Source organism: Streptomyces sp. YKOK-I1 (assembly GCF_054660435.1).
Window position 1 is genome coordinate 4,069,271 of sequence record NZ_BAAGDR010000001.1, and the last position, 15,049, is coordinate 4,084,319.

Consider the following 15,049-nt stretch of genomic DNA (forward strand, 5'->3'; position numbering starts at 1 on the left):
GGAGCGCACGGCGGCTACACCGCGCGCGGCTCCCGTACGACCGCCACCCCGCCCGGGGGCACGGACACCGGACCGTCCAGCACCGGCTTGCCGCCCAGCAGTTCCACCGACCCGGCGGCGACGGCGATCTCCGCCCCCGCGCCCGCGTGGTCGATCAGGAACAGGTAGTCGGCCTCGGCGCCCCGGCGCCGGACCGCCTCCACCCCCGGCGGCAGCACCGCGTCCAGCACCGGCCGTACGTCCGCCTCCTCGCGGATCCGGTGCAGCAGCGCGGCCAGGGTCTCGGCGTCGGGCAGGGTCCCCACGTACCAGGCGGTGCCGGTGCCGTAGCCGTGCCGGGTGATCGCCGGGACACCGGCCAGCTGGCCGTCGGTGTACGAGGCGACGGCCTGCGCTCCGGCGAGCCGCACCCGCTCGGACCACAGCGCCCCCGAGCCACCGGAGTCCAGCGCGACCTCCTGCCCGGGCAGCAGCGGGAACAGCTCGTCGGTCCGCACCCCCAGCGCCTCGCGGAACGCGCCCGGGTAACCGCCCAGCCGCACATGGCAGTTCTGGTCCACGGCCCCGCTGTGGAAGCCCACCACCAGGGTGCCGCCGCGCTCGGCGAAACCGGTGAGGTTCGCGGCTCCCGCATCGTGCACCAGGTACAGGCTCGGGGCCAGGACCAGGCGGTACGCCGACAGGTCCGCGTCCGGCCGGACGAAGTCCACGGCGACGCCCGCCCGCCACAGCGGCTCGTACCAGGAGCGGACGACCTCCAGGAAGCGGACCGCCTCGCTGGGCTGCGAGGGCAGTTCCAGCGCCCACTTGGCGTCCCAGTCCCAGACGATCGCCGTCTCGGCGGTCCCGGTGCTGCCGCGCACCTCGGCGAGCGCCCTGAGGTCCGCGCCGAGTGCCACCACGTCCCGCCAGATCGCGCTGTCCGTGCCGGCGTGCGGCAGCATCGCCGAGTGCCACTGCTCGGCGCCCGCCTTCGCGGCCCGCCACTGGAAGTAGGCGATGCCGTCGGCGCCGCGCGCCACATGCGCGAGCGCGTTGCGCCTCAACTCGCCCGGCGCCTTGGCCCGGTTGACGGGCTGCCAGTTCACCGCGCCGGTGGAGTGCTCCATGAGCAGCCAGGGGCCGCCCGCCAAGGACCGTACGAGATCACCGCTCATCGCGATGTCGATCTCCGACTCGGGGTCGGTCGAGCGCAGGTAGTGGTCGTTGGAGACGATGTCCAGCGCGGGAGCCCAGCGCCAGTAGTCCAGCGCGTCGAAGTTGTACATCACCATGAAGTTGGTGGTGGCGGGGATCGCCGGGGCGGCCTCGGCCAGCACCTCGCGCTCCGCCGTGCACAGCGACAGCAGCTCGTCGCTGCAGAAGCGGCGCCAGTCCAGCCGGTGGGCGGGGTTGGGCACCGCGCCCGTGGCCCGGGGCGGGATGATCTCGTCCCAGTCGTAGTACCACTGGCTCCAGAAGGTGGTGCCCCAGGCGTCGTTGAGCGCCGCGAGGTCGTCGGCGTACTTCGCCCGCAGCCAGCGGCGGAACGAGGCGGCGCTCGTGTCGCAGTAGCACTCGGCGTTGTGGCAGCCGTACTCGTTGTGGACGTGCCACATGACGACCGCCGGATGCGCGGCGTACCGCTCCCCCAGCGCCCGCGCGATCCGCAGGGCGGCCTCGCGGTAGGCGGGGCTCGACGGGCAGAACGTCTGACGGCTGCCGTACGCCAGTCCGCGGCCGTCGCGGTCCACCGGCAGCGCCTCGGGGTGCGCCGTGAAGAACCAGGCCGGCGGGGCCGCCGTCGGGGTCGCGAGGTCGGCGGCGATGCCGTGGGTGTACAGCAGGTCGAGGACGCGGTCGAGGCGCGCGAAGTCGTACACGCCCTCGGACGGCTCCAGCAGCGCCCAGGAGAAGATGTTGACGCTGACCATGTTCACCCCGGCCTCGGCCATGAGGCGCACATCCTCGGCCCAGACCTCCTCGGGCCACTGCTCGGGGTTGTAGTCGCCGCCGTACGCGATCCCGGGGACCTTCAGTTCTCGTTCCATCACTCGCCTCCCGACAGCAGCCGGCGCGTGGTGTCCACGCCCCATGGATCAAGGGAGAGGAGACGGTCGCCCGAGGCCCTCAGGCCGCCCGTCGCCTCCACGTGCGCGGCCCATCGCTCGCGCGTCTCCACCGCCGGACGGGCCAGCAGGCAGTCCGGGTCGTTGGTCCAGAACCGGCCGTGCTGCCACTGCCGGGCGGCGCCGGTGAACTCGGCCGCGTCCTGCCCTGGCCGGCTGAAGTCGCCGCCCTCGGGGGCGCGGTGCGGTGCCGTGTCCGGGCTGACCCGCATCGCGTCGAACAGGCCGATCGACGGCAGGAGCGGCGCGCCGCAGCCCAGCAGGTAGGCCTCGGGGCCGAGCGCGGCACGGATCAGCGCGATCCCGTCGCGGTACGCCGTCAGCGGGTCCACGGGGGCGTGTCGTACGCCGTCCAGGGCGCCCGCGTACAGGAAGTCGGCCTTGAAGTAGTCGTAGCCCTCGGCGCGCAGCGTGCGGAAGACCTCCGTCAGGTACGCCGCCGCCCCGGGGTGGGTGGTGTCGAGGACGTACAGCTCGCGGCCCCGGTGGTGGCCGGCGTGCGCGGGGGCGCCGTCGGTGGAGCGGACCAGCCAGTCGGGGTGCCCGGCGGCGAGTTCGCTGCCCGGGTCGACCAGGAAGGGCGCGGTCCGGATGCCGGCGCGGCGGCCCCGGGCCCGGACGGCCTCCGCGAGCCCGCGGCGGGAACGGAAGCGCCCGGAGAGGGTCAGCCAGTCGCCGACGGCCTTCTGGTGGCCGTCGTCGATCTGGACGACGTCGATCGGCAGGTCCAGGGTGTCCATCGCGCGGAGGTTCTCGTGGATGTCGTCCTCGGTGACCTCGGCGCCGTACGCGTGCCGGGAGCACCAGACGGTGGGTGCCGGGCGCGGCGCGGGGACGCCCAGGCCGGACGCCCACTCGGCCAGCACCGCCTGGATGTCCGGGCCCGTGAACTCCTTCACCGGGCGGTCGGCGCTGATCTCCGCCACCGGTCCGGCCGGGGTGAGGCGGATGGAGGGCACCTCGTGGACCGGGTCCGGCGCGGCCCACAGCCGGACGGGCGAGCCGTCGCCGGGGTCGAGGGCGAGCAGGCCCTCACCCTGGAAGACCCCCGCGGGGACGGTGGCCCCGGGGCGGTGGCCGACGGTCGCCGAGGCGGCGTCGGCCGGGCGGTGGGGGCGGGCGTCGAGGGCGTAGGCGCCGCTCGGGCTCCGGGACTGCCGGCCCTCCTCGTGGACACGGGCACGCCGTGGGTCCACGGGGACGGCGGCCACCGGGGTGAAGGGGTGGTGCACGGGGGTCTCTTTCGGACGGGAGGGCTCAGCCCTTGTTGGCGCCGAGCGTCAGGCCGCTCACGAACTGCCGCTGGAGCGCGAAGTACACGATGAGCGTGGGGATCGCGGTGAGCAGGGCGCCGGCGGCGACCAGGTTCGGGTCGGTGAAGTACTGGCCGGAGAGGTTGTTCAGGGCCGAGGTGATCGGCATGTTCTCGCCGGTGGAGATCAACACGATCGCCCAGAAGAAGTCGTTGTAGATCCAGATGGAGAGCAGGGTGGCGAGGGCGGCCATGGCGGGCTTGCACAGCGGCAGCACGATCTGCCAGTACAGGCGCCACACGGACGCGCCGTCGACCAGGGCGGCCTCGGTCAGCTCGTGCGGCAGGGAGCGCATGTAGTTGCTGAGCACGAAGGCGCAGAAGCCGGACTGGAAGGCCACATGGATGAGGACCAGGCCGAGCGCGGAGTCGTACAGCTTGCCGCTCACGGTGATGCCGGGCAGGTCGATCAGCAGGTACAGCCGGTACAGCGGGGTGATGATCACCTGCTGCGGGAGGAGGTTGCCCGCGGTGAAGACCAGGAGCAGGAACAGGTTGACCCGGAAGTCGAAGCGGCTGACGTAGAACGCCACGCAGGACGACAGGAACAGGGTCACCAGTACCGCGGGGACCGCGATGAGCAGCGTGTTCCCGAAGTAGTGGACCATGTCCGACTGGGTGAAGGCGTTGGTGAAGTTGTCCAGGCTGAGCTTGTCGGGCCAGGACACATAGCCCTTCTCGCTCGTCTCGGCGTACGGCCGCAGGGCCGCGAACAGCGCCCACAGCAGGGGGGCGAGCCAGGCCAGCGAGGTGACGATCAGGAACGTGTGCAGCAGGATCCGGGCGGGGCGGACTGGGGTGCGCTGCTTCAGGGGCAGGCTGGGGGTGCTCACGCGCTCCGCTCCTTCCGGAAGGTCGAGATCAGATACGGGATGATCACCGCGAGGGAGATCAGCAGCAGGACGACGGCGATCGCGGAGCCGTATCCGATGCGGCTGGACTCGCCGATGATGTTGTTGGTGACCAGGATCGAGAGCAGCTCGGTGCCCTGGGCGCCCTTGTTGAAGACGAAGACGAGGTCGAAGGCGCGCAGGGCCTCGATGATCGTCACCACGAGCACCACGGTGTTCGTGGGCCGCAGGGTGGGGAAGATGACGTTCTTGAACGTCTGCCACTCGTTGGCGCCGTCCAGCGAGGAGGCCTCGCGCAGGGACGGGTCGACGCCCTTCAGGCCGGCCAGGTAGAGGATCATCATGTAGCCGGTGTGCCGCCAGCAGGCCGCGACCAGGATCGCCCAGAGGTTGAGGTTCGGGTCGCCGATCCAGTCGATGTAGTGGCCGGGCTTGTTGGCCCCGATGATGCTGTTGATCAGGCCGGTGTCGGGGTTGTAGACGAGCTGCCAGACGAACCCGGTGACCGCCAGCGAGACCACGACCGGCAGGAAGTAGGCGGTCTGGTAGACGCGGCTGAAGCGGATCTTCTTGTCGAGCTGGACCGCGAGGAAGAGCCCGAGCGGGGTCGGGACCAGGATCAGCACGACGAACCAGATGACGTTGTGCTGGACGGCGGGCCAGAACTGCGGGTTGTTGGTGAACAGCTCCTTGAAGTTGTCCAGCCCCACCCACTTGATGGAGTCGAAGCCGATGCCGTCCCAGGTGGTGAAGGCGAGGGCGATGGAGGCGAGGGCCGTGAGCCAGACGAGGGTCACGTGCAGGATCGTCGGCACGCCGGCCATCAGGCCGAGCGTGAGCCGGTCGCGGCGGGTCAGCAGGCGGCGGTGGCCCTGCGGAGCCCGCTTCTTCTTCGCGGCAGCGCCCGGAGGCGGCACGGCGGCCGCCTCCGGGGGCTGGGTGGGCGTGTCAGTAGTCATGTCGCTGAGGTCGCTGCTCCGCTGCTGGTCAGTTGGACGCGAAGATCGTCTTCTTCTGGCGCTCGATCGAGGTGAGCAGGCTGTCGATCCCCTTGGGGTCGCGGACGAACTTCTGCAGCGCGGGCTGCATGACCGTGGAGGTGAAGTCGGGGCGGCTGTCGCGGTCCATGAACTGCGTCAGGCTCTTGGCGCCCGAGATCATCTCGTACGCCTTCTTCTGCAGGGCGGTGTACGAGGAGGTGTCGGCCTTGCTGGAGGCGGCGACGACGCTGGAGTCGGCCTTGAGGTAGATCTGCTCGGCCTCGGGGGTGCCGAGGAACTCCAGGAGCTTGGTGACGCCCTCCTTGTTCTTCGGGGCCTTGGAGACCATGAAGCCGTCGGTGGGGGCCTCGACGGTGTCCTGGCCGTACGCGGAGTTGATCTCCGGGAAGGCGAAGAAGTCCAGGTCCTCCAGGTCGGCCGCGTTGGTGAACTGCTGGGCGACGAAGGAGCCGAGGAGGTACATGCCGGCCTTCTTCGACACCAGCGTCTGGGCGGCGTCCTGCCAGGTACGGCCGAGGGAGCCCTCCTGGTGGTACGGCAGCAGCTCGGCCCAGTGGTCGAAGGTGGCCTTGACCTTGGCGTCGGTCCAGGCGGCCTTGCCCGCCATCAGCTCCACGTGGAAGTCGTAGCCGTTGAGCCGGAAGTTGATCTGGTCGAAGGTGCCCATCGCCGGCCAGGCGTCCTTGTCGCCGAAGGCGATCGGGGTGAGCCCGTCCTTCTTCATCTGCTTGCACAGCGCGACCAGCTCGTCCCAGGTGGTGGGGACGGTGTAGCCGTGCTGCTGGAAGACGCTCTTGCGGTAGAAGAGCGCCCAGGGGTACGTGTACAGCGGCACGAAGTAGTACTTGCCGTCCGCGCCCTTGCTGAGCTTCTTCATGGCGTCGGGGAAGTTGTCCCCGATCTTCGCCCACACGTCGTCGATGGACGAGGTCAGGCCCTTGGCCGCGAAGAACTGCATGCGGTAGCCGGCGAACCAGTTGAACACGTCGTCCGGGGTGCCCTGGAGGTAGGAGTTGATCTGCTCCTGGAACGTGTTGTGGTCCTTGGTGTTCACGTCGACCGCGATCCCGGACTGCTTCTTGAAGGCCGCGTAGATCTCGGCGAAGGCCTTCTTCGGGACCGCGTCGGACGCGTTGGAGCCGAGGCTGACGGTCTTCGGGTCGGAGGAGGTGCCACTGCCGCCGCAGGCGGACAGCAGCGGGATGCCGGCACCGAGGACGGCCGCGCCGCCTATGCCGCGCAGCAGGGTGCGACGGCTCGGGGAGGGGAGGTGGAGGCGGCCGGAGGGGGAGAGGTCGTGCATGAATCGGCTCCTGACAGCAAGGTTCGGTCATGGAGGTCGGGCTGAAACCTTCCGGTCTTAATCGACCAGAAATCAACTTGACCGAACACGGGGTGGCGCAATAACAGCCGTATGTCCGCTCATGCGTCAAGAGCCGATGGCTTCATTTGTCGAAACGTAATCGACACACCTTGATCACCTTCTTGATCACTTTCATGATCATTTCCTGGTCACCCGAGGGCGACGAAGGCTTTCGAGAACGCCGCGTCACCCTGGACGATCGAGCTGCAGGTGGCGTCGGCGGAGCCCTTGGCCCCACCCGGGCACTGCCGGTCCCGCGCCGCCGACCACATCGACAGCCACGCGAGCCCCTTCGACTTCGCGAAGGCGACGAGCTGGGTGGCGTCCTCGACCTTGAAGACCTCCGTGGCGACATCGTTCACCCCGATCATGGGGGTGACCGCGACCGCCTTCCAGGCCGCGCTGTCGCTCAGCCCGAACACGCTCTTGACCTGCGCCTGGGTAGCGGTGGCCGCCTGCTCGGCATAGGTGCCCATGTCACCGCTGTACGCCGGACCGTAGTCCATCGCCATGACATTCACAGTGTCGACTTTCACACCATTTGCCTTGGCGTCCGAGAGCAAAGTCACGCCGTCCTGGGTGAGCCCCTCCGGCATCACCGGGAGAGTGAAGGAGACGTCCAGTCCGGGGTGCTGCCGCTGGAGCTTCGCGATCGCCTGGGCACGCCGGGTGTTCGCCGCCGCGTTCGGCAGCGCCCCGCCCTCCACGTCGAAGTCGACCTTGGTGAGCCGGTAGGCGTCCACGACCTTCCCGTACGCCGCCGCCAGCGCGTCCGCCGAGGAGCAGACCGTGGCCAGCTCGGAGCCGCTCGCCCCGCCGAAGGAGACCCGGACGTCCCCGCCCTTCGCCCGGAGCCCCCCGATCTGCGCGGCCACCGCGTCGCTCGCGAGGTCCGTCACCCCGCCCCACTTCGGCGTACAGCCGCCGCCGTCGGTCACGAACGCCAGGTTGTAGTCCTTCACCCCGGTCGCGGCGGTGTGCGCGAGGAGGTCGAAGGCCGGGTAGAGGGAGGTGTCGACGTAGGGGGCGAAGGGCGCGGAGGCGGCGGTACCGGAGCCGGTGCTCGCGCCGGCGCTCGGGGACGGCGAGGCGGGGGCGGACGGGGGCGCGGAGGTCGGCGCGGACGTCCCCGTGGGCGCCGTGGTGGGGGTGGCGCTCCCCGTCGGCCGTCCGCTCGGCTCGGGGGTGGCCCCCTGGTCCGCCGCGCACACGGCCCCGTCGATCCGGCAACCGACCGGGTCCCCCGTGCCGTTGACCACGAACCCGACGGTGACCGACTCCCCGACGGCCAGCCCGTCGGTGTCCCACTTCGGCGGGGTCACGGTGACATGCCGCCCGCCGACCGTCGACTCGGCGTTCCAGAGCGAGCCGAGCCTCGCCCCCGCCGGCAGATCGAACTCCAGCTTCCAGTCCGCCTTCACCCGCCCGCTGTTGTTGGTGACGACGTACTGCGCGGTGTACCCCGTCGACCAGTCACTGGTCCTGGTGTACGCCGCCCCGACCCCGGCCGCCTGCGCGGTCCCGGCGACGAACACGGCCCCACCCCCCACCACCGCCGCGGCGACGACCCCGCCGATCACCTGGTTCCTGCCGCTGACCTTGCGCCGGTGACTGCTCATGGACGTGCCTGCCTTCACTGCTCGTGGGGTGAGGTGCGGCAGCACGCTAGCGATCCCGAACCGGGCAAAGTGCCCGATAGGGGCGGGGGTGAAGGATCTTAGGCCGCGCTTAAGCCGGCCATCGGAGCCGATTAAAGGTCGAGCCCCATTCGGGCTCTTCCGCGGCTCATCCGGCCGCCGTCCGGCGTCGTCTGCGCACGGTTCCCCGGTGGCCCCTGCGGAGGGGCTCGGGGGTGTTCAGCTGGAGCCAGATGCGGATCTCCGTGCCGCCGAGGACCGAGCGGCCGATGCGGACGTCGCCGCCGGTGGACTCGGCGAGGCGGCGGACTATGTCCAGGCCCAGGCCGGTGGAGCCGGTGGCGCCGGAGCCGCGGCCGCGGGCCATCGCCGTCTCGGGGTCGGGGATGCCGGGGCCCGCGTCCGAGACCAGGACGATCACCGCGTCCTCGCCGTTGTGGACGTCGACCGCGAAGGCGGTGCCCTCCGGGGTGTGCCGGAAGACGTTGCCGAGGAGGGCGTCCAGGGCCGCGGCCAGGTCGGCGCGGGCCACGGGTATGCGGACCGGGCGGTCGACCCCGGCGGTGCGGACCTTGCGGCCCTCGTCCTCGGCGAGCGCCGACCAGAACGCCATCCGCTCCCGGACCACCTCCGCCGCGTCGCACCCCGCCCCCGCGCCGGGCGCCGTCGTCTGCGGCTTGGCCTCCCGGGCCGTACGGATGATCGTGTCGACCTCGCGCTCCAGCTGGGCCACCGCCGTGCGGGTCTGCTCGGCGGCCGGGGAGTCGCCGAGGGAGGCCGCGTTCAGCCGGAGCACGGTCAGCGGGGTGCGCAGCCGGTGGGACAGGTCGGCCGCCAGCTCGCGTTCGTTCGCCAGGAGCTGGACCACCTGGTCGGCCATCGCGTTGAACGCCACCGCCGCCCGGCGCAGTTCGTCAGGTCCCTCCTCAGGGACCCGGGCCCCGAGCTTCCCCTCCCCCAGTTCGTGCGCCCCTTCCACCAGCCGCCGGGCCGGCTGCACCATCCGTACGCCCAGCCGGTCGGCGACCGCGACCGAGCCGAGGACCAGTGCGATCCCGACCCCGGCCAGCACCGCCCACGCGGTGCCGACGCCGTTGGTGACCTCGGACTCCGGGACGTACACCTCGACCACCACCGTCCCCAGGCCCAGCGCGACCGGCTGGAGCAGCACGGAGCCGCCCGGCACCTCGGCGGTCGAGGCGCGGCCCAGCTTCCGTACGGCGGCGACGTCCGCCTCGGATGCCCGCCGCCGGCCGAGGTCCACTGCGGCCCGGCCGTCACCGGCCGGTAGGTGCACGGCCATCCCGTCGTCCGACCCGGCCGAGGCGACGACGCGCTCCAACTCCTCCCGGTCCGTGGTGATGGACAGGGCCGGGACCACCACCGCGGCCTCCCGCTCGGCGTTGGAGAAGGCGCGGTCGCGGGCCATCTCCCGGACGACGAGACCGAGGGGGACGGCGAAGGCGACCACCACCATCGTGGTGACCGCCAGGCAGACCCTGACCAGTGCCCATCTCATCGCACGTGCCCCGCTTCCCCCGGTGGTTCGAGCTTCACGCCGACGCCGCGCAGGGTGTGCAGATAGCGCGGGCTGGCCGCCGTCTCCCCCAACTTCCGCCGCAGCCAGGACAGATGGACGTCGATCGTCTGGTCGTCGCCGTAGGACTGCTGCCACACCTCGGCGAGCAGCTCCCGGCGCGGGACGACGACACCGGGCCGGCCGGCCAGGAAGGCCAGCAGGTCGAACTCACGGCGGGTGAGGTCGAGACGTACACCGTCCAACTCCGCCTGGCGGCGCAGCGGATCGACGCTCAGACCGCCCACCCGCAGGACGCTGGAGGGCGGGGGCTCGCCGGCTGAGGAGCGGGCCCGGCGCAGCACCGCCGCCATCCGCGCCGACAGGTGCTCCACCGAGAACGGCTTGGTCAGGTAGTCGTCCGCGCCCGCGTTCAGCAGCCGGACGATCTCCGTCTCGTCGTCGCGCGCGGTGGCGATGATGACCGGCACATCGGTGATGCCGCGCAGCATCTTCAGGGCCTCGGAGCCGTCCAGATCGGGCAGTCCGAGGTCCAGGATCACCACGTCGAAGCGGAAATGGGCGACCTCGCGCAGCGCCTCCAGCGCGGTGCCGACGCTGCGCACCAGGTGCGAGGCGTCGGTCAGATGCCGGATGAGCGCCGAGCGGACGAACTGGTCGTCCTCGACCACGAGCACACGTGCCATGCGCCGCACCGTACGCCATGGCCGCGGACCCGGCCGGAGCCTGTGGACAACTCCGCGGCTGTGGACGAGCGGTGGGCCCTCCGTGCGACACCAGTGCGAAAGCTGCGGCAAGATGGCCCGCTATGCGGAGCGGACTCATGCACGTACTGGCCTGGACGCTCGCCACGGGCGCGGCGGTCACCCTGTCGTGGTGGGGCGTCCACACCGTGATGGCGGGCACGGCCTACGACCCTCCGCGCGCCCTTCCGCTGACGGTGAGCGAGGTGACCTCCACCGCTCGCGCGTCGGACCCCCCGCCCGCCCCGAGCACCGGCCCGGCCGGCTCGCCCACGCCGTCCCCCTCCTCTTCCTCTTCCCCCTCGCCGACGGCCCGCCCGGCGGCCACGGCCCCAAGCCGCACCGCCACCGCCCCGGCCACCCCGAAGACCACCCCGGCCGGGACGGTCAAGAGCTACGACACCGAGGGCGGCCGGGTCGTCCTGGACCTCACCGCGACCTACGCGACCCTGGTGTCCGCCACCCCGGCGTCCGACTGGTCGGTGCAGGTGTGGAAGACGGAGTCGTGGATCCGGGTGGACTTCGCCTCGGGCGCCGACCGGGTGTCGGTCTTCTGCACCTGGCACGACGGGCCGCCGCGGGTCGACGTACAGACGTACTGAGCGAACACGCGGGGCACGAACCAACAAAAACCACCACGGTCTAGCGGAACACCGAGGGCGGCGGGGCCGGGGAGGCGACCGCCGCCGCGTCCGTCACCGGGGTCGCTCCGCCGGTGAAGTCGAGCAGCGGGCGGCCGTGCTCGACGCGGGCCGGATGCGGGTCGGAGGCCACCCGGCGGGTCAGCTCGGCGATCGGCAGGGGGAGGTCGCCGGCCAGGAGCACGGCATTGCCGAACCGTTTCCCCCGGAGCACCGTGGGGTCGGCGACCAGGGCCAGGTCGGTGAAGCGGGCGGCAGCGGTGGCGATCTGGCCGCGCAGATGGGCCAGCGGCGGGCCGTCGGCGATGTTGGCGGCGTAGCGACCGCCCGGCTTCAGCGCCCTGCGGACCTCGTCGAGGAACTCGGTCGAGGTGAGGTGGGCGGGGGTGCGGGCGCCGCTGAAGACATCGGCGACCACGAGGTCGGCCCAGCCGTCCGGCACCTTGCCGAGCCCCTCCCGCGCGTCCACGGACCTCACCCTGATCCGGGCCCCCGGATCCAGCGGGAGTTCCCGGCGCACCAGGGCGACCAGGGCGGCGTCGCGCTCGACGACCTGCTGGGTGGAGCGGGGGCGGGTCGCGGCCACGTACCGGGCGAGCGTGAACGCGCCGCCGCCGAGGTGCACGACGTGCACCGGCCGGCCGGGCGGCGCGGCGAGGTCGACGACATGGCCGAAGCGGCGCTGGTACTCGAAGGAGAGACGCGCCGGGTCGTCGAGGTCGACGTGCGACTGCGGCGCCCCGTCGATGAGCAGGGTCCAGGCCCGCGCCCGGTCCCGGTCGGGCAGCAGCTCCGCGAGCCCCCCGTCGACGGCCTCGACGACGGCCGCCGTGTCGGCGCCGCGCTCACGCCGGGTGTTCCTGGACTTCCCCATGAGGGCATCTTCGCAGGCGGTACGGCCGACTCACGCATGCGCGGCGGATCACCTCACCGGCAGTTGTCCGCCGCCTCGATCGTCCGGGCCGCCTCGCCCAGCGCCCGGCGCAGCACCGCCGGATCGGTCGCGAGGTCCGCCTCGCCGGGCGGCACCAGCCAGTCCGAGCCCCGCACCGGCGGCCCGGGGTCGCGTCCCGGGCCGCGTCCGTCGGTCTCCGTCTCCGTGCAGACGCTTCCCGGCAGGTCCCAGGCGGCGGCGGTGCCGGGCGGCACCAGGAAGCCGAGGGTGTCGCCGCCGTCGTCGTGCAGCACGGGCCCCACCCCCTCGGCGGCGCCCCGGCGCAGGATGTCGACCGCCTCCAGCCCCTGCCGGGTCGGCACCGTCACCAGGTCGCACGCCGGGCCCCCGGGCCCGAACGCCGACGACGGCGTACAAGGATCGTTGCTCCGGCTGGTCTCCATCCCGGCCTCCACCACACAGCCCGCTCCTGCAGTCCACAGCATTCAACGCACGGCCGCGTCAACGGCTACGGCGGAAGTCCGCCGCAAAGGATGGCAGTTCATGGCAGATCGTGGATGAGATATCCGGTTTGTAGCCAAACACAGCATGGCGGCCCCACCACAGCAGGTACGTTCTTGCTCGCTGGACATCAGGGTGATCACCGCCGAAAATCGGCCAAGCCACCCCGATTCCGGCATGGTTCGACGGTTCGCATGAGAGGACCCGGCCATGGCGTCGTCAACGGTGACCCCACCCCGGCCCGACCGGCCACCACGGCCCAACCTCGCCTTCCGGCAGCTGCGTGGACAACGCTCGCCGGCCGAGTTCGCCGCACTGGTACGGCGGGCCGCACGCGAGATCGGCGAGCGGGTCAGCTGTGACGCGCGCTACATCGGGCGGGTCGAGGCAGGGGAGATCCGCTGCCCCAACTACGCCTACGAGCGGGTCTTCCTGCACATGTTCCCCGGCCGGACGCTCTCCGACCTGGGGTTCGCGCCCCGGGCGTCCGTCCGCGGACGAGGAGCGCGCGCCGCCGGGGACGCGCCCCCCGTGCACACCACGAACCCGGCCCTCACCACCAGTGAGACGCGGGAGGCGGGTGAGACACGCGGGGCGCGTGAGCCGTATGACACGCAGGACCCGTACGACACGCACCACAACCACGAGGAGAGCGACGTGCTGCGTCGCGCATTCATGACCGGCGGAGGCGCCACCGTGGCCTCCGCCTCGCTGGGCCCCCTGGGCCTCGCCGTCCCGCCCCCCCGGTCCCGCCCGGGCGGGACCTCCCACGCCCCGGCCGCCGCGCGCCCGGTGCGCCGCGTCGGGTCGAGCGAGGCCGGCGCCCTCGAGGACGCGGTCCGCAGAATCCGACTGCTGGACGACCGGCACGGCGCCGACGGCCTCTACCGTCGCGCGGCCGCCCCGCTGCGCGCCGCCTACGCGCTGCTCGACGCCGGCACCACCCGGCAGACGACCGCCGACCGGCTGCACTCGGGCGCCGGTGAACTCGCCATCTCCGTGGGCTGGCTGGCGCACGACTCGGGCCGCTTCGACGACGCCCGCTCGCACTACGCGGAGGCCCTCGCCACCGCCCGGATGACCGGTGACCAGGCGCTGGAGGCGCACGCCTTCTGCAACACCGCGTTCCTCGCGCGCGACGCCGGGCGCCCCCGCGAGGCCGTACGCGCCGCGCAGGCCGCCCAGCGCGTCGCGCGCCCCCTCGGATCGCCCCGGCTGATGTCCCTGCTCGCGCTGCGCGAGGCGGGCGGCTGGGCCGGGCTCGCCGACCGGGCCGGCTGCGAACAGTCCCTCGCCCGGGCGCACGCCCTCTACGAGCGGGGCCCCTCCGACGCCGACCCCGAGTGGATGACGTTCTACGGCGAGGCCGAGCTGGCCGGGCTCGAGGCGCAGTGCTGGTCCGCGCTCGGCGACTGGACCCGGGCGGCCCGGCACGCGGGACGCGCGGCGGATCTCCAGGACCCGCACTTCACCCGCAACATCGCGCTGTACACGGCCGAGCTGGCCGACGACCTGGCCCGCGGCGGGCGGCCCGGCGAGGCAGCGGTGGCGGGCCTGCGGGTGCTGGATCTGCTGGGCCAGGTCCAGTCCTCGCGGATCCAGGGGATGCTGGCGGGCACGGCGCGGGTGCTGCTGCCGCACCGGCGGGCCGGCGGGGTGCAGGAGTTCCTGGACCGGCACGCGTCGACACCGCGATCGGTGTGACCCACCCCCATGCGCTACGGCACGAGGTGACCGAGGTCGTTCCAGCTCTCGATCGCCGCTTCGCCGTACGCCCAGCCCAGGACGGACAGCGAGGTCGGGTTCAGCCGGATGCGGGCGGCGAAGTCCAGCGGGAGGCCCAGCCAGCGGGCGCCGATGGAGCGGAGGACATGACCGTGGGCGAAGACCAGGACGTCCCGGTCCGCCGACCGCGCCCACGCGACGACCTCGTCCGCGCGCGCGGTGACCTCGGCGAGCGACTCCCCCTCGGGGACGCCGTCCCGCCAGATCAGCCAGCCGGGCCGGACCGTCTGGATGTCGGCCGGGGTCATGCCCTCGTACGCGCCGTAGTCCCACTCCATGAGGGTGTCCCAGTGCGTCGCCCGCTCGCCGAAGCCCGCCAGGTCGCAGGTCTCCCGCGCGCGGGCCAGCGGACTGGTGCGTATCTCGGCGTCCGGCAGCCCGTCGAACGGCGTCCGGTGCAGCCGCTCGCCGAGCAGCTTCGCGCCCCGGCGGCCCTCCTCCAGCAGCGGTACATCGGTCCTGCCGGTGTGCTTGCCGGACAGCGACCACTCGGTCTGTCCGTGCCGGGCCAGCAGGATGCGCGGTGCCATGAGGGACCTTTCCGGGGAAACCCTGGGACGTCTCAGGGGAGAAATCGGAGGCGGGACCCCTCCATCATCGCTCACCCTGAAACGGGGCAACCCGGCGGGCGATCCCGGCGTCTTTGAGGGCCGGGGGCGCCCCGTGGGGGCGCGC

The 15,049-nt window shown here is 72.3% G+C and carries 13 protein-coding genes; 2 read left to right on the forward strand and 11 right to left on the reverse strand.

All coding sequences use genetic code 11. The features are described 5' to 3' along the window. Window positions 1–14: 14 nt before the first annotated feature. The 8 genes from ACYQ8Q_RS17650 to ACYQ8Q_RS17685 all read right to left on the reverse strand — a co-directional run bounded on the left by ACYQ8Q_RS17650 (window position 15) and on the right by ACYQ8Q_RS17685 (window position 10,495). Entirely contained in the window at window positions 15–2,030 is a 2,016-nt protein-coding gene (locus ACYQ8Q_RS17650) for a beta-galactosidase (protein ID WP_460066041.1), read from the reverse strand. Then, window positions 2,030–3,340, reverse strand: coding sequence for a glycoside hydrolase family 36 protein (locus ACYQ8Q_RS17655; protein WP_460066042.1), 1,311 nt, complete (start codon window positions 3,338–3,340; stop codon window positions 2,030–2,032). Before ACYQ8Q_RS17655 ends, ACYQ8Q_RS17650 begins: the two co-directional genes overlap by 1 nt. 25 nt (window positions 3,341–3,365) lie before the next feature. After that, window positions 3,366–4,253 (reverse strand): carbohydrate ABC transporter permease, encoded by an 888-nt coding sequence (locus ACYQ8Q_RS17660; RefSeq protein WP_460066043.1) that lies wholly within the window; start codon window positions 4,251–4,253, stop codon window positions 3,366–3,368. Next, a complete protein-coding gene (locus ACYQ8Q_RS17665) occupies window positions 4,250–5,230 on the reverse strand; it encodes a carbohydrate ABC transporter permease (RefSeq protein WP_460066045.1) in 981 nt (326 codons plus the stop codon). Before ACYQ8Q_RS17665 ends, ACYQ8Q_RS17660 begins: the two co-directional genes overlap by 4 nt. A 28-nt stretch (window positions 5,231–5,258) precedes the next feature. Then, the gene (locus ACYQ8Q_RS17670) at window positions 5,259–6,575 is read right to left on the reverse strand and encodes an ABC transporter substrate-binding protein (RefSeq protein ID WP_460066047.1); all 1,317 of its coding nucleotides are present in this window, start codon (window positions 6,573–6,575) and stop codon (window positions 5,259–5,261) included. Window positions 6,576–6,784: 209 nt separating this feature from the next. Continuing rightward, on the reverse strand, window positions 6,785–8,254 hold the full coding sequence (locus ACYQ8Q_RS17675; RefSeq protein WP_460066049.1) for a glycoside hydrolase family 18 protein: 1,470 nt from the start codon (window positions 8,252–8,254) through the stop codon (window positions 6,785–6,787). A gap of 166 nt (window positions 8,255–8,420) precedes the next feature. Then, a complete protein-coding gene (locus ACYQ8Q_RS17680) occupies window positions 8,421–9,791 on the reverse strand; it encodes a HAMP domain-containing sensor histidine kinase (protein ID WP_460066050.1) in 1,371 nt (456 codons plus the stop codon). Continuing rightward, window positions 9,788–10,495: a response regulator transcription factor gene (locus ACYQ8Q_RS17685; protein WP_460066051.1), complete on the reverse strand. Its 708-nt coding sequence runs from the start codon at window positions 10,493–10,495 to the stop codon at window positions 9,788–9,790. The genes ACYQ8Q_RS17680 and ACYQ8Q_RS17685 overlap by 4 nt, the downstream gene beginning before the upstream one ends. A gap of 122 nt (window positions 10,496–10,617) precedes the next feature. Between ACYQ8Q_RS17685 and ACYQ8Q_RS17690 the strand changes: the two genes are divergently transcribed. Beyond that, window positions 10,618–11,154: a hypothetical protein gene (locus ACYQ8Q_RS17690; protein ID WP_460066052.1), complete on the forward strand. Its 537-nt coding sequence runs from the start codon at window positions 10,618–10,620 to the stop codon at window positions 11,152–11,154. 40 nt (window positions 11,155–11,194) lie between these two features. Here ACYQ8Q_RS17690 and ACYQ8Q_RS17695 read toward each other — a convergent pair whose 3' ends face one another. Together ACYQ8Q_RS17695 and ACYQ8Q_RS17700 are read right to left on the reverse strand one after the other, a co-directional pair. Beyond that, the gene (locus ACYQ8Q_RS17695; protein WP_460066053.1) at window positions 11,195–12,067 is read right to left on the reverse strand and encodes a spermidine synthase; all 873 of its coding nucleotides are present in this window, start codon (window positions 12,065–12,067) and stop codon (window positions 11,195–11,197) included. Between the two features lie 53 nt (window positions 12,068–12,120). Further along, window positions 12,121–12,531, reverse strand: coding sequence for a hypothetical protein (locus ACYQ8Q_RS17700; protein WP_460066054.1), 411 nt, complete (start codon window positions 12,529–12,531; stop codon window positions 12,121–12,123). 268 nt (window positions 12,532–12,799) lie between these two features. Here ACYQ8Q_RS17700 and ACYQ8Q_RS17705 point away from each other — a divergent pair, with 268 nt between their 5' ends. Next, a complete protein-coding gene (locus tag ACYQ8Q_RS17705; RefSeq protein WP_460066055.1) occupies window positions 12,800–14,293 on the forward strand; it encodes a hypothetical protein in 1,494 nt (497 codons plus the stop codon). Between the two features lie 14 nt (window positions 14,294–14,307). On the opposite strand, the gene ACYQ8Q_RS17710 is transcribed toward ACYQ8Q_RS17705, so the two are convergent. After that, a complete protein-coding gene (locus ACYQ8Q_RS17710) occupies window positions 14,308–14,904 on the reverse strand; it encodes a histidine phosphatase family protein (protein ID WP_460066056.1) in 597 nt (198 codons plus the stop codon). Window positions 14,905–15,049: the final 145 nt, after the last annotated feature.